Consider the following 23098-nt stretch of genomic DNA (forward strand, 5'->3'; position numbering starts at 1 on the left):
AGAATCCCCATGAAAACTACTACGGAACGTAAAAATTATCTGATATGCATCGATTCCGACGGCTGCGCCATCGACTCGATGAATGTAAAACATATCCGGTGTTTCGGTCCGGCCTTTATCGAGGTCTGGCATTTGGAAGAAGAACAGGAATCTATTTTAAAGCGCTGGAATGAAATCAATCTCTATTCCTCCACCCGGGGTATCAACCGGTTTAAGGGTCTGGCTCTCCTGTTGCAGGAACTCCCTTCCGCCGGCCCGGCATCTGATATACAGCGTTTTATCGCCTGGACCGAGATCGCGCCGGAACTGTCCAATGATGCCCTCCGGGCGGTCTGCTCCTCCACGGAAACTAACTGCATGTTTGAGAAAGCCCTGAGGTGGTCTCTGCGGGTCAATGAACTGATTGGGCAGCTTCCCACTCCCGCTCCCTTCTCGCCGGTTCCCCAATGCCTGAAAACCATCCGCCAGGAGGCGGATATTGCCGTCGTTTCCTCGGCCAACGCAGAGGCAATCCGCACGGAATGGGAGCAAGGCGGACTGCTGAACGATGTCAGCCGCATTTTTTCCCAGAGTGACGGAAGCAAAGCGCAGTGTATCAAGAAAATACTTCAGATGGGGTATCAGCCGGACCACGTGCTGATGGTCGGAGATGCACCGGGAGATTACGACGCGGCCAGCCAGAATCAGGTTTGGTTCTATCCGATTCTTGCCGGCAAGGAGGAATCCTCATGGCAGCAGCTCACGAACAGTTATCTGACGAAATTTTTTCACAATGGATTTTCGGTGGAATTGCAATTGAATTTGCTGAATGGTATGAAGAGAAACCTGGGGATTTTATGATAAGCATATTTCCATATTACCAAAATATATTATAATAATTCCATATTATGGAGTCTTCATGACCGATTTTTTCAAAAAGCATACGCTTATCACCGGCACGCTGCTGCTTACCATGACCGGGTTTCTCACACGGTTTTTAGGATTTTTTTACCGGATTTTTTTATCAAGAACCATCGGTGCGGAGGGACTGGGCATTTACAATATGGTCCATCCTATCTTTGGCATCTGTTTTGCCCTGTGCGCCGGCTCCATCCAGACGGCGGTGTCGCGGTTTGTCGCGGCTAACACCGAGAAAGGGAAGGCGGTGTTCCGCACGGGGCTGGCCATCTCGCTGACGATTTCGGTGGCGCTTTCGTTTCTCATCTGCCAGTTTTCGCTGCCAATTGCCAAGTACATACTGCTGGAGGAGCGGTGTGCGCCGCTGCTGCCGTTTATGGCAATATCGGTGCCGTTTTCGGCGATTCATGCCTGTATTAACGGATATTATTACGGGATACAGAAGACGAAGGTGCCCGCATTTTCCCAGGTGATTGAGCAGGTGATCCGGATGGGCGCGGTGTTTTTGATTGCGGATATCTATCTGGAAGCCGGGCGGGCCATCACGGTGCAGCTGGCGGTGACCGGGCATTTGATCGGGGAAATTGCGGCCTGCTTTTACACAATGCTGGCCTTTGGACTGTCCTCGAAACAGGGGCGTGGAGGCCGCACCTCCTTTTTTAAGGATTTCAGCCTTACCGCGGCCCCGCTGATGACGCTGGCGCTGCCATTGATGGGCAACCGGCTGGTGCTGAATATTCTGGCCAGCGCCGAAGCCATCTGGATTCCCAGCAGTTTAAACGCGTTTGGGCTGACCAGCTCCGAGGCGTTCAGCATTTACGGCGTCCTCACCGGTATGGCGCTGCCGTTTATCCTGTTTCCGTCCACCATCACCAACTCCATGTCGGTTCTGCTTCTTCCCACCGTGGCGGAGGCCCAGGCGGTTGGGAATGAGAAGCGCATCGCCGGAACTATTTCCATGTCGCTGCGTTACAGCCTTTATATGGGGATTCTTTGCATTGGGCTGTTCACGCTGTTTGGGGATAGTCTTGGCACCAGCGTCTTCCATGACCCCAACGCCGGCTCCTTCATCCAAACGCTGGCGTGGCTCTGCCCCTTTCTCTACCTGGCTACCACCATGGGCAGCATTTTAAACGGGCTCGGCAGAACCACAACCACCTTCCTGCAAAATGTGACCGCCCTGCTGCTGAGACTGGCCTTCGTGCTCTTTGGCATCCCCAGATTCGGCATCAGAGCCTATCTGGCCGGAATGCTGGCAAGCGAACTGCTGCTGGCCTGCCTCCATCTGTACTCGCTGAAAAAACAAGTCTCGTTTTCCTGGGATGCGCTGAATATGATAATCAAACCGGTCTGCCTACTCCTCGTGTCCATCGGAATTTATTACGCCGTAGGAATATTTATGCCGGGAAATGCGGGGAGCGGCTCATTTTTGATGACCGCGGTGGATATTCTGCTTATCAGTTTCTGTTATGGCGGGCTGCTGCTTTTGTTTCATCGGAAGAGGTAGCGTGGCTCTGCCGGGGGGTATCACAAATTCTCCAATACAAGCGAAAAGGCTGCCGCACTAAATAATGCGACAGCCTCAAAATCATTTATTCTATTCCCAGTAACAATCTTCATAATGGTATGCAGGCCCGCCCATCCAGAATCCTTTCAAGGATTTGGAATGAACACCAACATCAGAAAGGTCTGCCAGTGAGATCGTATAGCAGCGGTCATATGCGCATTGCATTATTTCACGATAAACTTCATTTCTTGCCTCACTATCTATGATTGATAATGCGTCTGTATACATAGAGGCTACATTTGCATACTCATCATCATTTTTATAACCTAAATATTCTGCATAGAAAGAACTTACAAAAGAATTCAACATCAGATAAGGGTCACCATTCGTATACAATGTCTGTAAATAGAAACCAGGAGCTCCTGTCGTCATATAGCTTAAAAGTGTAGATGAGTCACAAGAAATCACGTTAACCGTAATACCTGCTTCTGCACATGAACCAACGATAATCTCTGCAGCTTGTGAGCCAACCGTAGTATTGAGAGCATACAAATCAATCGTTACCCCATCTGCATATCCAGCTTCTTTCAAAAGTTGTTTTGCATATTCCGGATTATAAGAATGCTGATTATCAGCTTCTTTCCAGGCATCTATCCCATATGCATAAATATTGGTTGCAGGTGTCGCCTGACCTGAAAATACAACTGAATTAACAGAATCCAGGTTAATTGAATGAGCAAATGCAAGGCGAACATTAGGATCATCCATAGGTGAAGAAGCTAATGAAGCAGTCATAGCAAAACTTGCAATTGCAGCACCATATGTAGCAGTAAAACCATTACTCTCGTCCTCCAAGTAGGAAGCAATATCCCCCCAAGAAATCCCCATTGCAAGGTCGACTGAACCAGTTTCCAGTTCTATTGCCTGTACAGAACTTTCAGGTATAATTTTAATGATAATTTCTTCCAGCGATTTTTCATCTCGATAACCCTCAAATTTTGCCAAATGATATTCCGACCCAGCAGAATATTCTCCCCATTTATAAGAACCAGTTCCTATGCAATTATAAGTCCAGTCATCTTCATTAATACTTGACATGTAACTCTCACTGATAACATATACATTACATAGCATATAGAGCAAAGGACCTTGTACGGAATTATATTTTAAATAAACCGTATAATCATCAACTGCATAACTTGCATCCATATTGATATCACCAATATTAGTTGCCCAGTTACTGTCTCTCAGACAGTTAATAGAAAAAATTACGTCATTCGCTTTCATTTCTGTACCATCATGAAATAAAACACCATGAAGTAAATTTAAAGTAATTCCCATACCATCATCATCAATTTCATAAGAATCGACCAGACATGCTTCAGGAGTTGTATCTTCTCCATAAATAAATAGAGATTCATAAACAGGAGTATATAATGCCCGGCCAACACCAGACAACATATAATATGGATAGAATGTGCCAGGATCCGTAGGAATTGATACCGTTAATGTTGTCTTATTTTCAGATACTTCTTTTGTGGGACCCGCAGTATCTGTACCACCAGAGCCACACGCGACTAAAGAGACCATTAATGAAATACACAAAATCATTGTAACCAGTTTTTTCATAGCCAATTCTCCTTTTTAATTTCCTTTATCAATTAGAAAACAGGTGACAAGCCACATGATGGCCAGGTGATACTTCGTGAGTTTCAGGACTGTCACTGAAACACTTTTCCGTTGCGTAAATACATCTGGAAGCAAAACGGCATCCTGGAGCCGGATTAATAGGGGAAGTTAGTTCTCCGTTCAAAACAATTCGTTCACGTTTATAATGAATATCTGCAACCGGGACAGCAGAAAGCAGAGCTTTTGTATATGGATGCAACGGATTTTGGAACAATTCTTCTGAATCGGCTTTTTCAACCTCCTGCCCCAGGTACATAACAAGAATGTTCTGGGAAATATACTTAACAACAGAAAGGTCATGAGTGATAAACATATAAGTCAATCCTAATTTATCCTGCAAATCCTGTAACAAGTTCAAAATTTGCGCTTGTATAGAAACATCCAATGCAGAAACCGGTTCATCGCAGACAATAAATTTAGGTTCCAAGGCTATTGCCCGAGCTACCGCGACTCTCTGCCTGCGTCCTCCATCCAATTCATGCGGATATGACATCCGAAGCCTGGGGACTAAGCCAACCATTTCCATCAAATAATCAACCCGCTCTGCAATTTCCTTCTGTGACATATTTCCGGCAATCCGCAATGGTTCTGCAATCAAAGTGCTGACAGGCATTCTAGGATTGACAGAAGCATACGGGTCCTGAAAAATCATCTGCATATTGTTTCGCAGCTCTCGCAGCTGCTCTTTATTCACTTTCGTAATGTCTTGATTTTCAAAAAACAGCTTTCCACCTGTACTTCCATGCAGATGAATCATAACTCGTCCAAGTGTCGATTTACCGCAGCCAGACTCCCCAACAATCCCCATTGTCTGGCCTCTCTCTATTTCTATATTGATACCATCAACTGCATGAAGTGTTCCATTCGGCGTTTCAAAATATTTTTTTAAACCCTCTGTTCGAATTAAAGATTTCATCCATCCGCCCCCATTTCTTTTACCTTACAGCACCTTACGAAATGTCCTTCGGAAACCTCTACCATACTGGGCTTACTTTTCTCACAACTGCTATCTTTATATGGACACCGTTCAGCAAAGGAACATCCGCCTGGAAGCTCACAGGGGTCAGGAATCATCCCTGGAATCGGTGTTAACCGTTTACTGGTCGTTTTTATATTAGGTAATGAAGCAAACAATCCTTTCGTATATGGATGCATGGTTTCATCAAAAATATCTTTTGCTTCCCCAATCTCAACGATATCTCCTGCATAGACTACTGCTACATGATCACAGGTTTGTGCTACAACCCCCAGGTCATGCGTGATTAGAATAACCGAAGTATTAAGTTTGTTCTGCAATTCCTTGATTAAATCCAAAACCTGTGCTTGTATTGTAACATCCAAAGCCGTAGTCGGTTCATCTGCAATCAGTAATTCCGGCTGGCAGGCCAAAGCAATTGCAATATCAATACGCTGCTTCATTCCACCAGAAAACTGATGAGGAAATTCGTTAAATCGTTCCCCTGGTATTCCAACCATTTCCAGCATTTTTACAGCTTTTTCCTGCGCTTCTTTTCGGGAAATCTTGTCATGAATACGAATAACCTCCATAATTTGGTCACCAACCCGCTCAATCGGATTCAAAGAAGTCATTGGATCCTGAAAAATCATAGAAATATATTTTCCACGGATTTTACGTCTTTCCCGTTCTTTCATCTTTAACAAGTCTTTATCATCAAACTGTATCCTGCCCTCTGTGACTCTTGCAGGCGGTGTGGGCAGTAATCCCATAATAGACAACGCAATTGTTGTCTTTCCAGCGCCAGTTTCTCCAACCAAACCAATTGTTTTCCCCTTTTTCAGAGAAAACGATACTCCATTGACCGCCTTTACAACCCCTGCATCTGTCTCATACTGTACCTGCAGATTATCAATTTGAAGAATGACGTTATCGTTGCTCATATGTATCACCTCTTTAATTTTGGGTCAAGTGCATCTCGCAAGCCATCACCCAAAAGGTTGAACGCTAATACAGCCATTGCAATAAATACACCTGGTATTGTACAAATCCACCAACAGTTTCGCATGTATTCTTTTCCAGATGAAAGTATTGCCCCCCATTCCGGTGTTGGAGGTTTTAATCCCACCCCCAGAAAGCTTAGCGAAGACGCTGCAAGAATAGCTCCTGCAATCAACAATGTAACCTGAACAATGATTGGCGCCATTGCATTTGGAAGGAGATATAGAAAAATGATTCTTCTATCCGAGGCATTATTAGATATTGCAGCCTCAACAAATTCCTGGTTTTTTACACTCATAATGGAAGAACGTGTTACACGGGTAATCAGTGGAGCACAGGACAAACCAACAGCAAACACCGTATTAATAACACCGCTACCAAATGCTGCTGCCATTACGATTGCCATTAACATCATTGGGATTGTAGCAAAAATATCAATCAACCTCATAATAATGTTGTCGACATTGTCACCGTAATACCCGGCAATACATCCAAGTGGAATTCCAATCGCCGCCGCAATCAATGTTGCGCCAGCTCCCATTGCCAATGTGTATTTCGCACCATGAATGATTCGGCTAAAAATATCACGGCCATACTGGTCTGTTCCAAAAATATATTTGGCACAGGGTCCCAGCAATGCTTCTCCCGCCTTCTGGTCATTGACACCTTCCGGGGCAATCTGATTTTCAAATAAAATCATTAAGAAAAACAGAATTAACACAATCATGCCTAAAAGAGCTAGTTTATTTCGGTAGAATCGTTTCCATATTTCATAAAGCTGGCTGCTTTGTCTAGCTTTTGAATTTGTATTCTTACTCATTCTGTTTTACTACCTCCTTGCGTTTATAACGTGCCTTTTTACCTTGATTAACATACTGTGCCTTAATTCTTGGGTCAATCATTGCATAGGATAAATCCATCAAAAGATTGACAACACAGCATGTAAATGCAATAACTAAAACCGCCCCCTGCACAACAATATAATCTCTCGTTGTAACTGCTTCAATCATCATCTTACTCAAACCAGGAATTGAGAAAATTGACTCAACAACAATCGCATTACCCATCAATGCACTAAACTGTGCCATAACAACAGTGATAATCGGAATAAGCGCATTTTTAAGCATATGTCGAAAGATAATGATACCTTCTGACTGACCCTTTGCCCGAGCTGTTTTTATGTAATCCTGACGCATAACCTCTAATATGGCAGAACGTGTCGTTCTCATCAAACTTGCAGCGGCAGCAATTCCCAGAGTTAACGAAGGCAGAATATACTGAACCGGGGTGTTGAAGCCAGATGCAGGAAGCCAGCGCAGTTTCAACGCAAACAGTAAAATCAACTGTAATCCCAGCCAGAAGTTTGGCATTGACACACCAAACATACCAAGCACCGAAACGATATTATCTAATATTGAATATTGTTTTAACGCTGATATGATACCCAATGGAATTCCTACCAAAATCATAACTAATACAGAACACAGCGCCAATTTGAAAGTCAGTGGAACCGTTTCCTTTATACGTTGCGATACAGAAACATTATTTTTATAAGAATTTCCAAAATCAAATTCCGTTACAATATCTTTAATATAATTTGTATATTGGGTAAAAAATGGTTTATCCAATCCATGTTTTACATTAAACTCCAGCGTTTCTTCCTCTGTCGCGTTCATTCCCAGAAAAGTAGTTGCCGGGTCACCGGGCGAGAAATAGAGGAGTGTGAATACCAATAGCGATGCTCCAAGCAAAACTGGAATGACCCATAAAATTCTTTTAACAATAAATTTCCACATATTTTTCCTCCTTACAGTACAGTTTTCATCAAACTATACCCATGGATGCTTCTGTCAAAACACAAATTCGAGGACTTTCATATTCAGCTGTAATGAAATTCATAACATCTTTCCATGTTTTAGCCCAGACATAATCATTATGTTCCAGATGCATTGCTTTTCGGGCATTGTAATCTCCATGTTTTGAAAAATAGATAACCCTGCAAGGCAAGTCAAGTCCATTACCAACCGGAATACGAGGTTGACAATTCTCGCCCCAGTTTCCCCGCAAATAATGGGGAATTTGCCCATCCTCCGTATGATTGACCAACACCAGCATTCCTCCCTTTTTCAAGTAAGGTAATCCGGTAATCAAACCAGATGCTGCATAACTGGTTTTTGCATTATTATTTGCAATCACAATATCAGCTGGCTCTTCTAATGTCGGCATCATCATCATCTTTTCACCAAAAGCTGCTGCCTCTACGTATTCAGTAAGGGCATGGCCGCTAAACAGCCCTACCAACTCCATTTTTGAGTTGCAGACACAGTCTATTTTGAAAAAATCCCCAACCATTTCAGCCATTTCAGAAATCATTTCATGCATCATCATGTTTTCTTTATGTCCAGTCAATAATGCGAAGTTATTTCCGGCTGTTTCACAATAATCGTTAACAATATTATGAATGCCTTCCATTGTATCCAAATGACACAAACCAGGAATCAGTAAACGGTTACCACCACTGAATCCACTCATCGTATGAGGGAATATACCACCTATGCCAATACGCAAATCACAACTGAGAAATTCATTGTTGACTTTGATATCCACACCGTTTAATACGCCAACACTTGTACAATTTTCATGGCAATCGTGATTTAAAATCAAATATTCACTTACTATCTTTTCTCCAAGCTTATTTAAAAATAGTTTTCTTCCAAAGGTACCATGACTGCCTGGTGCACAGATAAAAAAGATATTTTCCTTTTTTACCCCTGCTTTCAGCAAAATTTCTAATACCACTTCAGCAACAGTACCGCAGGGAGTCCCCCGGCTGCCATCATCAAAAGCAATTCCTATTTTCTTTTTTCCAATTGCCATCTGGCTTAGAGGTGGCATTCCATATGGATGTTCCAGCTTTTCCCATATTTCTTCTTTTGTTAACACCGGCTCATTATCTGCCGGAATATCAATACGCGAAACATCCCATTCATCCGGAAAGTCAATTTTTACAGGCTCCCGTCCATCCCATATATTCTGTTCCAATAAAATTTCCATCAAATATGCCTCCTATTCTTTAAAAGAGACAATAGCGCCCTCATCAATAACCAATGCTTTTGTGCCTGCTCCATGCTTCGATAAAAGCTCCATAACCTCATCCCATGTCTTAGCCCAGACATACCGGTCGGGATTCATGCCAATCTCATCCATCCCGCTCTTGTCTCCGTATGGGGAAAAGTAAATTGACAGTCCATTCTCTCTTGGGTCAGGAATGGTTGCACTCAGTCTTGCCTTTGTTGTCCTTCCAAAATGCCCAATCATATAGTGAGGTACTTGACCGGACTTAGCAAAATTTACGAGTACAATATCTCCATTTTTATTCTTTTCATCCATAAAGCACTGTACGGCTACACCATATGACACATTAGATTCATTCGATTTAAAGTTGGAATTAACGATAACGACATCCACCTTTTCCGGCTTCTCAATTTCGTAATAGCTCTTGCATACTTTAGCTGCCTCGTAATATTCATCAATTGGGTCGCCCGCAAAAATATCTATTATTTCTGACTTTGTATTTAAAAAACAATCAATTTTGAATAAATTGCCAACCATTTTGCCACACTCTTCTATTTCAAAACGCATACCCTGGTCCAGTAATTTACCCATCGGAGAACTGTAATGGCCGTGTTTCATCTCTTCCATCATCTCTTTACCGGCATATGAATGTATCTCCGACATTGTTTCAATTCCAGCCACACCTGGAAATAATACTTTATATCCACCACTAAAACCATTCGCAGCATGAGGAATCATAGCGCCTAAGCCAATACGCAAGTCACATTCCATGACCTCTTTATTAACCATTACGTCAAATCCTCTTTTTGCTGTCCCAACCTTTACCAAATTATCATAAGAAAAATGATTATAGACAAAATATTCCGTTACTATTTTTTCACCTAATTTTTTTGCAAAATCCTCACGGGTTAGAGAGCCATGATTTCCGGTCGCGGCAATAAAAATAATGTTTTCCTTTTTTACACCGTTTTCCAATAAAATATCCAATACTGGCTCTGCCAGAGTTTGGCAGGGAGTCGGTCTGGACATATCATCAAATAGAATGCAGACACGTTTTTTACCTTTTGCCAATTCTGATAATGGCTGACCACCAATTGGATTCTCTATTTTAGAGCGAATTGCATCATAATCCATTGCAGGCTTCTTATCGCAAACCATTGTTTCGTGTATAATTTCCCAGTCATCAGGTAATAAAATATCCACAGGCTGGTCACCATGCCACTTGTTCTGCTGTAATGTAATCTTCATATTCAATACCTCCTATTATTTTTAATCGCCGTAAACGGTTGCATCCATAGATGTTAACGTGCCAACACCCATAAGTTCTTTTTCAGGTTCTATTACTGTTGCATATAAACCATGTTCCATTGCTGCTTCTGTCCATTCAACACCCAAGCCAAAATCATCGGGTGCAATCAAAACCCCTTCTTTTGCAGCAAATGCTCTGTTGCATACTGGTTCCCCACTCTTTAATTTCTGTTCTATACGGCCGCTGCGTGTACAGTCCTCATGAATAACAAAGTTTGAAATAGCACTTTCAATATGCAGCGTTGCCGCCTGTGTAATTGCACTGTGACAATTGTGCATCTGCACTCCAATATCGTACACATAAGCCATATCACAAATGCGTTTCGCTTCCGTAATTCCACCGCAAGTACCCACATCTGGCTGAATAATACTAAGTGCATTCAATTCGAAATATGGCTTGTACTGCCAACGGGTCTGAATCCGCTCACCACTGGCCAAAGGAATCGAAGTATTTTCACTAATATATTTTGCCAGCTTTGCATCTGGAATCGTTGGCTCTTCCAAATAAAAGATATGATACTTCTCTACCATTTTCAGCATCTGCATAACGCTCATAGAATCTGTTGTTCCATGATTTTCAATAATAATGTCCACATTATCGCCTAATGTATTTCTAACGGCATTTACTTTCTTTTCCGTTTCATTCCAAAATTTAGAAGGCAATAAACCTTTTAGTTTATATTCAGGTGTCCCCCAAAGAAAATCTAATTTTACAGCATCAAATCCATCATCAATCGCCATTTTAGCAAACTCTGCATACTGTTTAGGATTTTTCGCCAAGGTAAACGTATCGCCCCATCCAAATTGAGGCTGGCTTGCATATGCGCGAAGTTTTGTACGCTTTCTACCACCTAATAATGTATGTATAGGAGCCTTATAATGCTTCCCTTTTATATCCCATAATGCAATATCCAGCGCGCTCATACCACCATACACAATAGGGCCACCGTTTTGCCCCCAAAATACTGACTGCAAACGCAATAGACTGTCCCAAATTGCCTCTGTATGCAGCGGATTTTTTCCAATAATAAACTTTGCCAATCGCGCAATCATAGCAGCGGCAGCCTCTGCACCTGCACCGACTGCAAGTGAACATTCACCGTCTCCATAAATACCAGTATCTGTATAGACACGGCAGCCGATGGATTTACTGATACCTGTGTCAACTTTTATAACATCTACTCGTGTTATCTTCATATTCTTTCTCCTTGTATTAAATTACATCAGACTTTTTACAAATGCGCAGCAATATCTTTATTTCTGCGGTTCATTTTTAGAAGCCTGACTGTTTTCATTAATAAGAGCATTTTTTATTGTTACCTCCTTATTTTTTGTTCAAAATAAACATTTATTTTTTATTTAATCCCTTCATTTGCACCATTTTAACATTTATGCCTATCCAAATTCAATCATCTCTATAACACAAAAGTTTGCTATTTTTGAACTAGTCTGATATAATCCACTAAAAAGAGACTAGGGAGGATTTTTAAAATGCAGGCTTTTTTTGACCTATCCGAACGCATTGAATACTGTATGAAAACGAAACGTTTTTCCGGTTCCTTATTGATTTCTTTCGAAACTCCAAAAAAAATTCATTCTCACGATTGTCATGAAATTTATTTATTCTTCTCTGGCGGAAAAGAATTTTTTATTGATGATAAACTCTATGATATTTTACCAGGAGATGTATTTTTCATTAGCCGAAATGAAAAACATCATATCACGAACCCAGATACTAAGTGCTTTAAACATCTAAGTATTATGGTTCATCCTGCTTTTCTACAATATTACTCTACTGAAAATTTAAATTTAGCAACCTGTTTCGAAAATCATAATATTTATCATCCGCGTATTCATTTAACTCAGGAACAACTGAAAAGATTTAACTATCTGACTCGAAAAATGTATAGTTATAATGGCTTTGGAAGTGACGTTCTTGAGAATAGCACTTTCTGTGAATTACTGGTTATGTTGAATTACGAATTTTACCAACAAAATATTCAATCCGCCGTATTAAAGGAACAACAACAATCAGAGCCTATACCTAACTCTTTATTTTACGATGTACTAAACTATATAAATGCTAATATCACCCGTAACTTTTCTATCAAAGAACTTTCTGAGCTTTTTTTCGTTTCTGCATCCTACATTTGTCGAATTTTCAAAGCTGGTTCCGGTATGTCTATCAAGGAGTATGTCACTAATAGAAGAATCAGTCTCGCCAAGTCCATGATGGAACAAGAGGTAAAACTATCTGATATTTATATGGCTGTCGGATTTACTAACTACAATACTTTCTATAAAGCCTTTGTTTCCGTAACCGGAAGTTCTCCACAAAAATATATGCATTACGACTGTTAATATATAGCTTAATAAAAAAATAGGTTTCTACTGTCACAATTGACAGCAGAAACCTATTTTTAAACAATACTAAATGCGACCAATGTAAGATTCTGTATGAGTATAGGTTCTGACCATTGAGTGTGGTAAAAACTAAACTCATCAACAGAATGTGCTATTATAAATAAATCAGGGCTGAAAGTACCAGCAATGACTTTCAGTCCAAAAATTATCATAGAAGACCAGCATTTACAGTCTATCTACTCCAAATTCTCCGGCAGTTTCAGTTCTCTGATTTTTCTCATTGCCATCTCAATCTGCTTCCTACCACGGTTCAGCGCAATTCCTCCGTGGGATGGAAGCAGAACGTCGGGGTGTAGGCGTTCCAGCATTTGGCAGGTCTCTATGTATTTTTGTAGATCGCAGTCCCAAATGGCCTGGATGGAGATTTTTCCTCCGCAGAAGACGGAATCTCCGGAGAAAATGACGGTCTGGCCGCCCAATTGTACCTCGTAACAGCCGTGGCCGGAGCAGTGGCCTTCCATAAGTCTGGCCCGGATTTCCAAATCACCTATCTGCAGGGTCTGGCCGTCAGGCAGTGGTATCACCGGGCAGGGGCGGATGTGGAAGTCTTCGTCGTATATGCCGGCTTCAATGGCTTTATCCACGGACAGGGACTTTTCATCGCCTTCTGTTACGTAACGGGCGGTCTCCGGCAGGGCGTATACATCTGCACGGCATCGCTCCGAAAGCTCTGCCACGCCTCCTGCATGGTCTCCGTGGCCGTGGGTTAATAGGATGGACTTTACATCCTCTGGCTGGTGGCCGGCGGCTGCCAGTTCCTGTATGATCAACTCTGTCTGTATTCCGCACCCGGCATCAATCATTGCGCAGCCGGCTTCGGTTTCCAGCAGGTATATGGTGCAGTCGTCGGGATGGGTGATGGAAAAACCGCTGTTACCTGAGCCGATAATCTGTATTCTCTCATGAATTCTCATGCGTTTTCACCTCATATTTGTCAAATTACGGCATTGCCGTCAGATATTCATTGTCTTTGCATGGCGGTAAAACGCCTTCAGACACTCTTTCCCTTTGCATCCACAGTAATCACCCGTTCAAATACACCGTTCCGCATGCCATATACCTTTTCCGCCAGATTGGTCACCACACAGGCGTGGTTCGGGATTATCTGAATTTTATCTCCTATCTGAAGGGGATTTTCCTCCTCACAGCGCAGAAAGGCATGTTCCTCGTTGAGCGCATAGATTTCCATATCCGGGTGTCCTATCACATATCCATATCCCTTACGGTAATGACAGGCGTCGCTGGTCAGTGACTTGGTACCTACATCACAGATGACCACATGGGTGTCCGGCTTGGAGACCACTGTGGTTATCACCGTCAGCGCACAATCCTCCGGCTCCGCCAGATGTATATCCAGCTGGCCGCAGTCATTGAATATGTAATGACCGCTCCGGATTTCCGTGATTCCTTCCAGAAACTCCGGACGCTTTCCTGAGTAGCTTGAGCCGGCGCTGAGAACGTCCATGCAAAAGCCGTGGTCACGCAGCTGGCTGGCCGTCTGAACCAGGCAGTCCCGCTCTCTCCTTGTGTATTCCTCCACCTCGTCTATATTGTGGCTGTTGTAAATCAGTCCTCCATAATACATTAGCCCGACGATGGCGATTCCCGGCAAATCCCGTATCGCTTCCGCAAATTTAAACGCCGCCTCCGGTTTCACGCCGCCCCGGTTCAGCCCGCCGTCAATCTCAATCAGCACTTGGATGGTTCTCCCTGCTGCATCAAACGCCCGGCTCAAACCTCTGGCGCCCTCCACGCTGTTGACAATCGTTGAAACCTTTACCCGCCGGTGCAGCTTCACCAGGCGCTCCAGTTTGTCTTCCCCGATGATGGGATAAGCTATGAAAATGTCGTTGATACCGTCGTCGGCCATCACCTCCGCCTCGCCCAGCTTTGCGGCGGTAATCCCGGTACACCCGGCCTTTATCTGCATCTGTGCAAAATATCCTGAGCGGTGGGTCTTGATGTGAGGACGGTGGGCCAGCCCGTGCTGTACCGCCTCCTGTGCCATCTTTTTTACATTCCGCTCCGCGATATCCAAATCCACCGTCACTGCCGGCGTCGGCAGGTCCCATATGGTATTTTTTAATTCTTCCATTGTTCTCCCTCTCTCACATTGCTCCCTCGCCCACATTGTCCCTTCTCTTACTTTTTTCCTCACGGGCTCATTATTTTTTTAACATATCTGTTTATTCCAAATGCGCCACTCCCAGTATCTCCCGCGCAATCTCTTCATAGATAACCGCCGCCCGCTCCAGCTGCTCCACCTCCAGAAATTCATTCCTGGTGTGGGCCTGCTCCAGACTGCCGGGACCCAGAATCACGGCTTTCACACCGGCTTCCATGAGGAAACACTGCTCGCAGGACGCGTCAAATGCCTGTGGCTCCGACGTTCTATCCCCCATCCGGCCGGCAATCTCACAGCAGCGTGTTACAAATTCGTCGTCCGGGCTGATTTCTCCTCCCGGCATAAAAAAATGGTTCCGAATCTCCACATGCTCGATTCCCGCCCCGTGCAGGGCATTTCGAAGAATTTCCTCCGCCTCCCCGTATCCCATGTCCGGCAGAATCCGGAAATCCGTGAGAAGACGGACTTTTCCCGGCACCACATTGTCCTTCTCGTAGGCATCCACCATCGTTATGGAAATGCCAGGCGGCGGCAGAACCGGGTGGGTCCGTTTCCCCAACTCCCGGTTTACCTCCGAGATGGTACGCAGCACATCCGGCAGCTTCTCTATGGAGGAGTGGCCGTCTTCCGGAAGAGCCGCATGTCTGGCCGCCCCGCGAATGTCCACATAGCTCCTCGCCACACCCCGGTGGGCAACCGCCACCTCCAGATTCGTGGGCTCGCCAATCACCGCATAAACTGGATCGCTCTTCCCGTCTCCATCCCCCATCTCCACATCCCAAATATCCCGCAGATAAGCCCTGGTGCCCCGGTTGGCGTCCTCCTCATCCGCTACAAACAGCAGTTTCAGCATCCCGCGCTCCGGGCCTCCGGCCCTGGCTATCGCCAGGGCCGCCCGGCACATGGCCGCCACTCCACCCTTCATGTCACAGACGCCCCGTCCATAGGCCTTCTTCCCGTCCCCGCTCTCGCAAAGCTCGAACGGGTTCGTATCCCAATGTCCCACGGCCGGCACCACATCCAGATGTCCGTTAAAAATCAATTCCACACCATCTTCCCGGCCCAGCTGCGCGATAAAGTTGGCTCTCCCATCCCCCAACTCCTGAATCCTGCAAAGAAACCCCGCCGGTTCCAGCAGCTCCTTCAAATAAACGGCCGCCGCCCTCTCATTCCCCGGCGGATTCACCGTATTAATCGAAACCAAATCTCTCAAAATATCCAGGCCGGTCATCTCATCCACACTTTCTCTCTGTCTCTTCACTACCTATTCTCTGTCTCACAATTACCCTTTATCCGTCACTCATCTGCTCCACATCTGCCCCTTACCCGTCTCTCATCCATCCCCACATCCTCACAACCTCTTCAACTCCCCCAACACCTCATACACCCTTAAAAACCTCCGGTAACATTCCTCATAAACCGCCACATTCTCCTCCACAGGCACCACCTGCTCCGATATCCGAAGCGCCATTCGGGACGCTTTCTTCAAATCATCAAATATCCCGACTCCCGCTCCGCCTATCAGTGCCGCTCCCACCGCCGATGCGTCCGGATTCTCCGCCAGCAGCAGCGGCTTCCCAAACACATCCGCAATCATCTGCGGCCAGACGCTCACCCGGATGCCTCCGCCGCCCAGCACAATCGGCTTTTCATTCCCCTGCTGCATCCGCCCAAACACCTCCAGCGTCTGCCTCAGATTGAACGCCACTCCTTCCAGCTGGCTGCGAAACAGCTTCCCTCTCCCGACGGAAGCGTCAATTCCAATCACACTCTGTCTGTCCCTGGAATCAAAATAGGGCGAACCGCTGCCCGCCAGAAACGGCACCGTCATCACCCCATCACATCCGGGCGCCACCTTCGCCGCCTCCCCGGCCATTTCCCTCACCAACTCATAATCCACCTGTCCGTCCCTGGAAAATGCCTTCGAAAACCAGTTCACCGCCAGTCCCCCATTAAAATGAGACCCCAGGGCATACACCTGCCCTGGAAGCACATGCATGTGAAACGTCACCTTCCCAAACGCCTCCGCCTGCTCCTTCTCCACCATGGACAAAAACGTGGCGCAGGTCCCCAGCGTCAGCGTGGTATCCCCCGTCTCAAACAGTCCGTTGCCGACCGCACCGCAGGCCATATCCGCCCCGCCATACACCACCGGCGTCCCGGCCTTCAGCCCAAACGAAGCCGCCGCCTCATCCGTCACCTTCCCGGCGATCTCCACCGGCCCATGCATCTCCGGAAACTTCTCCACATCAAGCCCCGCCTGGCGGATCATCTCCTCCGACCACCCGCCGGCTCCCGCTTTCTGTCCAGCTTCCGCACATGCCTTCCATCCGTCTCCCCCGCCGGTCTCATCCTCCTTCTCGCAGCATCCGCCCACCGTCCTCCTGTCCACACAAAGCGAATTATACGCATCCGTATACTCCGTCTCCATCTTCCCCGTAAACCAAAACCTCACACAGTCCTTCGGTGATACCCACCACCTGCTTCTCCTGTAAATCTCCCCCTCATTCCTCTTCATCCACAGCAGCTTCGGCAGCGAAAACGCATCAATCACCGGATTCCCGCTCATCCTTCTTATCTCATCCCCCACACATTTCTCCAGAATCCGGCACTCTTCCCCGCTCCGGCAGTCCGACAGCATCACGCAGGGATACAACACTCCTCCTTCGCCGTCCACCATCACCAGACCGCTCATATGCCCGGAAAAGGACACCACCTCAATCTCTGCCAGTTCCACCAGCTCCGACATCCGCGCAAATCCCCGCTCCAGCGCCTTCCTCCAGTCCTCCGGCCTCTGCACCAGATACCCCGGCCCCGGAGTCAGCGTCGGATAACCTTCCGTCACAACCGCCCTCACCCGGGCATTCTCATCCATCACCAACAGCTTTAACTGCGAAGAGCCCAAATCAATCGCTAACATCAACGGCATGTCTCGCATGACTCATTTCCTTCCCCTCTCAAAATCCCACAGATCGTCTCCACCACACCATCAATAATCTCCCGTCCCTTTTCCTCCGTCGCCTGGGTCGCATCTCCCAGCACCGCCACATCCATAAGATCCGTCCACGGCGTCGGCGTATAATCAAACTCCTCCGGGAACTCCGGATACTGGCAGACCGCTTCCTCCATCCGCACCTTATCGGGGCACAGATACAGCATATACGACGTCTCAATCTCGCAGGCGTGGAAATACCCCTTATGTGGCAGCGGCGCCGTACACACCCGTCCTATGGTCTCATCCGCCCCCGGATACGTAAACAGATACACCTTCAGCGGACATTCGTCATACAAAATCCTGGCCGCCGCCTTCATCGTCCCCGCATTTCCCACATGGGTATTCAAAATCACCATCCGCTTGATTCCCGCCTGCCACACTCCAAACCCAATCTGGGCCAGGAAGCGGGCAAGCAGCTCATCCGGTATATGGATACTCCCCGGCGCCTTCCCAAGCGACCACACCTGGCCGTAGGGAACCGTGGGAAGAATCACGCAGTGTTCCTCCCCCAGCCGCTCCTCCACCTTCTTCGCCAGCGCGTCCACCAGAAACGTATCCGTCCCCAGCGGCAGATGATTCCCATGGACCTCCGTGGCCCCGATGGGCAGAATCGCCGTGAGTTCCCGATCCTTAAGCTCCGCCGCCTCTCTCTGATTCAAATCCGCATACATCATCCCACTCCACCTCACTTCTTGAATGTAAAACACCGTCTCGGGTTGTTGACAAAGATATCCTGCACCAGCGCCCGTCCGTCAAGCCCGGCCATCTCCGCCTCCTCCACCAGTCTCTCCGCCCAGACCTCCTTAATATAAGGTAATCCCAGCGCATACGTATAACTCCTGTAATAGCTTCTCCTGGCCGTATCCCCGCTGACCAGAATCTGCTTCTGATACCCCCGCTTCGCCAGTTCCAGAATACAGCCAATTCTCACCGATTCCGGATTATATTTCACCTTCGCAATCCCGTCAAAGCAGAGAAATGCCCCCGTATCCGCAATCTTCAAATGGTAGTAGGTATCCGGATTCCGGTCCATATGTCCAAAACTCACATGGGACAAATCCACCCCCTCCTCCCGGATATACTTCATCTGCTCCAGAGCCATAGTCCCGGCCTCCGTGTGGGAATGAACCGGCGCCCCCGTCTCCAGATGGGCCCGGCACCCGGCCCGTATGGTCTTGATTTCCAATGGGGAAATGCTGTTGTAACCGGTTCCGAACTTCACCTGTCCGCCCTTCACTCCGGTGTCCTGCATTCCCACCTCCACCTCATCAATCACAAACCGGGTCAGCTCCTCCACCGAGGACTTGTCAATCCACTCCCGGTAAGTCCGCTCCTCCCCCGGCATCTTCGCATCCCACAAAAATCCCTTGTTAAATCCAGCCGTCCCGATAATCTGCATTCCCGTATGCAGAGATATCTGATGCACCGCCTCCGGGTCCCGCCCGTAGTCGATGGCCGTGGCATCCACAATGGTATCCACCCCGGCCAGCTTCGCCAGCCGCACCTCCTCCTCGCTCTTCACCGGATCGTCCAGAAGCAAATCCTCCTGCCCCCGCTCCACCCAGTACGCCGGACGGCACACAATATGCTCATGGGAATAGGTAAATCCCATGGACTCAGGCGCTATATCGCCCGTCAGTAATCTCACAAAACTCATGACGCCACCTCCTTATTTTTTCGCTGCCCTCATCTGGTTCAGCGCCACCATCACCGCAATCACCACGCCCTGGCAGATGAATTTTCCCGCCTCCGAGATGCCAAGGATGGTCATCAGACTCTTTAAAATCGTCAAAATCAACACGCCCGGAAAGGTTCCCTCCAGGCTTCCCACGCCGCCCGTAAAGGCCGCGCCGCCAATCACGGAGGAAGCGATGGAATCCAGAGTATAGTCCGTCCCGATATCCACCGACGCCACGCCGATATAAGCCGACAGCATGATCCCGGCTATCCCCGCCAGCAGCGCTCCAATCACGTAAGCGGAGATAATCGTCCGGTCCGCATGGAACCCGGACAGTCTGGACGCCGCCGGATTGGCCCCCGTCATATAGAGCTTCCGCCCGTAAACCGTCTTATGTAACACAAAAGAAATCACAATCCAGATACCCACCCAGATGATCACGGCGATGGGGATTCCCCCCAGCCACCCTTCTGAGAGAAACCGGATTTCCTTCGCAATGCTGCCTCTGGCAATCCCCTGGGTGTACAGATAATACCCGCCCTGGATAATCACCGACATGGCCATGGTGACCAGAAACGGCTGCATCTGAAACTTCACAATAATAAACCCGTTCAAAAATCCAATCACAATGCACAGCGCCAGCGACACCACAATCGCCTCCGCCATGTGCTCCCTGCCCCCATTCATCATGGAAGCCATCACCAGATTCACCATGGATATCGTGGAGCCAAGGGACAAATCCAGTCCCCCCGCCAGCAGAATCACCGTCTGCCCCATTGCCGCAATCCCCAGAGGCGCCGCGCTTCTGGCAATGTTGAGCAGATGGGTGGGGGAGACATTTCCCTGGGTCGCCGTCAGGAACACCAGAATCACCACCAGCAAAAGCCCGTAGATTCCAAAGGGAAAGGAGCTGTACCGATATCGTTTTCTCAATTCTTTCATACCGTCTTCCTCCTTTTCAGCTGGAACAGCATCATCGAGAACATCAGCAGCAGTCCCTTGATAATATACTGGTAATAGGGCGATATACCGAGATTGTTCATAATATTGTTAATCAGCGACAATATCACCGCTCCGCACAGCGCCCCCGCCACACTTCCGATCCCCCCGTTCATGGAAACGCCGCCGATAACCGCCGCGGCCACGGAATCCATGGCGTAGCTGTCCCCCACCAGCGGATTTCCACTGGAAATGCGGGCCGACAGAATAATCCCGGCAAACGCCGAAATCATGCCGGAGATGGCGTAGACGAGAACCGTCATTTTCTTCGTGTCAATTCCCGACTGGCTGGCGTAAAGTTCCCCGTTGCCCATGGCATAGACCTTCCGCCCAAACCTGGTATAGTGAAACAGCACGTAAAACAGCAGATACAGCACCACTGTCAACAGAAACGCCACCGAGAATATTCCCCACTTTGTCTTAATCAGCCGCACAAAGCCCTGGTTCACCTTTCCCCCGGAGCTGGGCATCAGAATCAGGCAGATGCCCTTCAAAAATGCCTGGGTGGAGATGGTGATAATCATGGCCGGAATCCGGAACCTGGACACGCCGATCCCGTTGACCAGCCCCGTCAGCCCGCCGGCCGCCATCGCCAGCACGATGCCGAGCAGCAGACCGCCCAGGCTGTCCCCGCTGAACATGGCAATGCAGATGGTACTCATGGATATCACGGAGCTGACCGACATGTCAATGCCCCCCACAAACAGAACCGTGCACTGGGCCACCGACACGATAGCCAGCACCGCCGTCTGGGTCAGCACATTCCTTAGATTGGCCGCTGTAAAAAAACGGCTGGACGCAAACGAGGCGGCCATCACCATCAGAAGCATAATCACCAGAGACGGAACCGCCTGCTTCATATGCGCTTTCACCGAACCTGTCATATTGCCGCCTCCTTTCCGCTGTTTGCCGATAACTGCATGATTTTTTCCTCCGTCGCCTCGGAGCCCTTCATGGAGCCCGATATCTCTCCCTCATACATCACATAAATCCTGTCCGAAATTCCAATCAGCTCCAGCATATCGCTGGTGAACACAATGACGCTGATCCCCTTCTTCGTTAAATCCCGTATCAGCTGGTATATCTCCAGCTTCGACTGCACGTCAATCCCCCTTGTGGGCTCGTGGAGCACCAGAATATCCGGCTCTGTCTTGATCCATTTGGAAAATACAATCTTCTGCTGGTTTCCGCCGGACAGACTGGACACCTCCTGCCTGGAATCGCTCAGCTTGATATTCAGGCTCTCAATCCCCGACGCGATCTCCCGGTCCGCGCTCTTCTTATTTACCAGACCCATTCTGGAATTGCGTTTCAGGGAGAGGGAAAGAATATTTTCTCCGCAGGAAAGCGGCAGAAACAGCCCCTCCGCCTTTCTGTCATCGGAGACAAAGGCAATCTTATGTCTCACCGCCGCCACCGGGCTGTGTATCTTCCTCGGCGTTCCCCCAATCAGATATTCCCCGGAGGTAAACGGGCTGATGCCAAATAGCGCCCGGCTCAGCTCCCTCTGCCCCTGGCCTTCCAGGCCGCCAATGCCGATGACCGCCCCGGCCGGGACCTTCAGATTCACATGCTTCACCCGGCTGCCCACGCAGGCGTCCCGAAGCTCCAGCCGTATCTCCTCCGACAGCGTCTCGTTGCGCGGTGGGTAAGCATTTTTAAACTCCCGCCCCACCATCCGGCTGATGATCTCGTCGCTGTCCGTCTCCTCCATGGGAGCCGCGAACACAAAGCTGCCGTCCTTGAGCACAATCACCCGGTCGCAGGTGGCGAAAATATCCTCCATCCGGTGGCTGATGACAATCACCGCCACCCCCTGCTTCTTGATCCGGTTGATAAATGCAAACAGCTGGTTGGACTCCGCCTTATTTAAACTGGACGTGGGCTCATCAAAGATCAGCACCCTCGGCCTGTCAGCCCATGCCTTGGCTATCTCCACAATCTGCCGGCTGGCCGGCGTCAAATCCCGGACCAGGGCGTGGACGTCAATGGAAAATCCCACGTCCCTTAAAATCTCCTCCGCCTTCTCGTGAAGCTCCTTCTGCCGGATAAGCCCCCCGGACTCCGGCTCCTGGCCCAGCATGATATTTTCTCCCACCGTCATCTCCTTCATCAGGCTCAGTTCCTGGTGGACAAAAGCGATACCAAGGGCCCTTGCCTGTCTGGGACTGGTGAAATGACATTCCTTTCCATCCACCCACACAGAGCCGGAGGTGGGCGTCAGACCGCCGCTTAAAAGGTTCATTAACGTGGACTTGCCGGCGCCGTTCTCCCCCGCCAGGGCAATCCCCTCTCCCTCCGCACATTGAATGGAAACATCCGACAGCACCACATTTCCGTTAAATGCCTTGGAAAGATGTTTCCCCTCTACGATGATTCTCCTGTTTTCTGCCATAAGCTACCTCATATAAGACAGGCTGGACAAACGGTGCCTGTCCAGCCCT

At 47.8% G+C, this 23098-nt stretch carries 20 protein-coding genes; 3 read left to right on the top strand and 17 right to left on the bottom strand.

What is annotated here, in order from left to right; genetic code table 11:
- Positions 1–9 precede the first annotated feature (9 nt).
- Together HMPREF9473_RS19815 and HMPREF9473_RS19820 are read left to right on the top strand one after the other, a co-directional pair.
- On the top strand, positions 10–840 hold the full coding sequence (locus tag HMPREF9473_RS19815) for an HAD family hydrolase (RefSeq protein WP_006781991.1): 831 nt from the start codon (positions 10–12) through the stop codon (positions 838–840).
- Positions 841–898: 58 nt separating this feature from the next.
- Entirely contained in the window at positions 899–2404 is a 1506-nt protein-coding gene (locus tag HMPREF9473_RS19820; RefSeq protein WP_006781992.1) for a polysaccharide biosynthesis protein, read from the top strand.
- A gap of 90 nt (positions 2405–2494) precedes the next feature.
- Here HMPREF9473_RS19820 and HMPREF9473_RS19825 read toward each other — a convergent pair whose 3' ends face one another.
- The 8 genes from HMPREF9473_RS19825 to HMPREF9473_RS19860 are packed head-to-tail and all read right to left on the bottom strand — an operon-like array spanning position 2495 to position 11630.
- Positions 2495–4033 carry an ABC transporter substrate-binding protein gene (locus HMPREF9473_RS19825; RefSeq protein ID WP_006781993.1) on the bottom strand — a complete coding sequence of 513 codons (1539 nt, stop codon included), beginning with the start codon at positions 4031–4033 and terminating at the stop codon, positions 2495–2497.
- A gap of 28 nt (positions 4034–4061) precedes the next feature.
- Positions 4062–5009 carry an ABC transporter ATP-binding protein gene (locus HMPREF9473_RS19830; protein ID WP_006781994.1) on the bottom strand — a complete coding sequence of 316 codons (948 nt, stop codon included), beginning with the start codon at positions 5007–5009 and terminating at the stop codon, positions 4062–4064.
- Positions 5006–5992 (bottom strand): ABC transporter ATP-binding protein, encoded by a 987-nt coding sequence (locus HMPREF9473_RS19835; protein WP_006781995.1) that lies wholly within the window; start codon positions 5990–5992, stop codon positions 5006–5008. The genes HMPREF9473_RS19830 and HMPREF9473_RS19835 overlap by 4 nt, the downstream gene beginning before the upstream one ends.
- Positions 5993–5997: 5 nt before the next feature.
- Positions 5998–6870, bottom strand: coding sequence for an ABC transporter permease (locus HMPREF9473_RS19840; RefSeq protein ID WP_006781996.1), 873 nt, complete (start codon positions 6868–6870; stop codon positions 5998–6000).
- Entirely contained in the window at positions 6863–7846 is a 984-nt protein-coding gene (locus HMPREF9473_RS19845) for an ABC transporter permease (protein WP_006781997.1), read from the bottom strand. The genes HMPREF9473_RS19840 and HMPREF9473_RS19845 overlap by 8 nt, the downstream gene beginning before the upstream one ends.
- A gap of 28 nt (positions 7847–7874) precedes the next feature.
- Positions 7875–9104 (bottom strand): lactate racemase domain-containing protein, encoded by a 1230-nt coding sequence (locus tag HMPREF9473_RS19850; RefSeq protein ID WP_006781998.1) that lies wholly within the window; start codon positions 9102–9104, stop codon positions 7875–7877.
- A gap of 12 nt (positions 9105–9116) precedes the next feature.
- On the bottom strand, positions 9117–10373 hold the full coding sequence (locus tag HMPREF9473_RS19855; protein ID WP_006781999.1) for a lactate racemase domain-containing protein: 1257 nt from the start codon (positions 10371–10373) through the stop codon (positions 9117–9119).
- Positions 10374–10394: 21 nt separating this feature from the next.
- Positions 10395–11630: a mandelate racemase/muconate lactonizing enzyme family protein gene (locus HMPREF9473_RS19860; RefSeq protein WP_006782000.1), complete on the bottom strand. Its 1236-nt coding sequence runs from the start codon at positions 11628–11630 to the stop codon at positions 10395–10397.
- A 294-nt stretch (positions 11631–11924) separates the two neighbouring features.
- On the opposite strand from HMPREF9473_RS19860, the gene HMPREF9473_RS19865 reads away from it, so the two are divergent.
- Entirely contained in the window at positions 11925–12794 is an 870-nt protein-coding gene (locus HMPREF9473_RS19865; RefSeq protein ID WP_006782001.1) for a helix-turn-helix domain-containing protein, read from the top strand.
- A gap of 239 nt (positions 12795–13033) precedes the next feature.
- On the opposite strand, the gene HMPREF9473_RS19870 is transcribed toward HMPREF9473_RS19865, so the two are convergent.
- The 9 genes from HMPREF9473_RS19870 to HMPREF9473_RS19910 form a co-directional block, all read right to left on the bottom strand.
- Positions 13034–13771: an MBL fold metallo-hydrolase gene (locus HMPREF9473_RS19870; protein WP_006782002.1), complete on the bottom strand. Its 738-nt coding sequence runs from the start codon at positions 13769–13771 to the stop codon at positions 13034–13036.
- Between the two features lie 77 nt (positions 13772–13848).
- A complete protein-coding gene (locus tag HMPREF9473_RS19875; RefSeq protein WP_034859659.1) occupies positions 13849–14952 on the bottom strand; it encodes an alanine racemase in 1104 nt (367 codons plus the stop codon).
- A 91-nt stretch (positions 14953–15043) separates the two neighbouring features.
- Positions 15044–16243: a M20 family metallopeptidase gene (locus tag HMPREF9473_RS19880; protein ID WP_006782004.1), complete on the bottom strand. Its 1200-nt coding sequence runs from the start codon at positions 16241–16243 to the stop codon at positions 15044–15046.
- Positions 16244–16333: 90 nt separating this feature from the next.
- Positions 16334–17911: a xylulokinase gene (locus tag HMPREF9473_RS19885; RefSeq protein ID WP_187388720.1), complete on the bottom strand. Its 1578-nt coding sequence runs from the start codon at positions 17909–17911 to the stop codon at positions 16334–16336.
- Entirely contained in the window at positions 17902–18651 is a 750-nt protein-coding gene (locus HMPREF9473_RS19890; protein WP_006782006.1) for a creatininase family protein, read from the bottom strand. The genes HMPREF9473_RS19885 and HMPREF9473_RS19890 overlap by 10 nt, the downstream gene beginning before the upstream one ends.
- 11 nt (positions 18652–18662) lie before the next feature.
- Positions 18663–19634 (bottom strand): phosphotriesterase family protein, encoded by a 972-nt coding sequence (locus tag HMPREF9473_RS19895; RefSeq protein WP_006782007.1) that lies wholly within the window; start codon positions 19632–19634, stop codon positions 18663–18665.
- A gap of 12 nt (positions 19635–19646) precedes the next feature.
- Positions 19647–20597, bottom strand: coding sequence for an ABC transporter permease (locus HMPREF9473_RS19900; protein WP_006782008.1), 951 nt, complete (start codon positions 20595–20597; stop codon positions 19647–19649).
- Positions 20594–21538 (bottom strand): ABC transporter permease, encoded by a 945-nt coding sequence (locus HMPREF9473_RS19905; RefSeq protein ID WP_006782009.1) that lies wholly within the window; start codon positions 21536–21538, stop codon positions 20594–20596. The genes HMPREF9473_RS19900 and HMPREF9473_RS19905 overlap by 4 nt, the downstream gene beginning before the upstream one ends.
- On the bottom strand, positions 21535–23049 hold the full coding sequence (locus tag HMPREF9473_RS19910; protein ID WP_006782010.1) for a sugar ABC transporter ATP-binding protein: 1515 nt from the start codon (positions 23047–23049) through the stop codon (positions 21535–21537). The genes HMPREF9473_RS19905 and HMPREF9473_RS19910 overlap by 4 nt, the downstream gene beginning before the upstream one ends.
- Between the last annotated feature and the right edge of the window lie 49 nt (positions 23050–23098).

Source organism: Hungatella hathewayi WAL-18680 (assembly GCF_000235505.1).
Taxonomy (GTDB): Bacteria; Bacillota; Clostridia; order Lachnospirales; family Lachnospiraceae; genus Hungatella_A; species Hungatella_A hathewayi_A.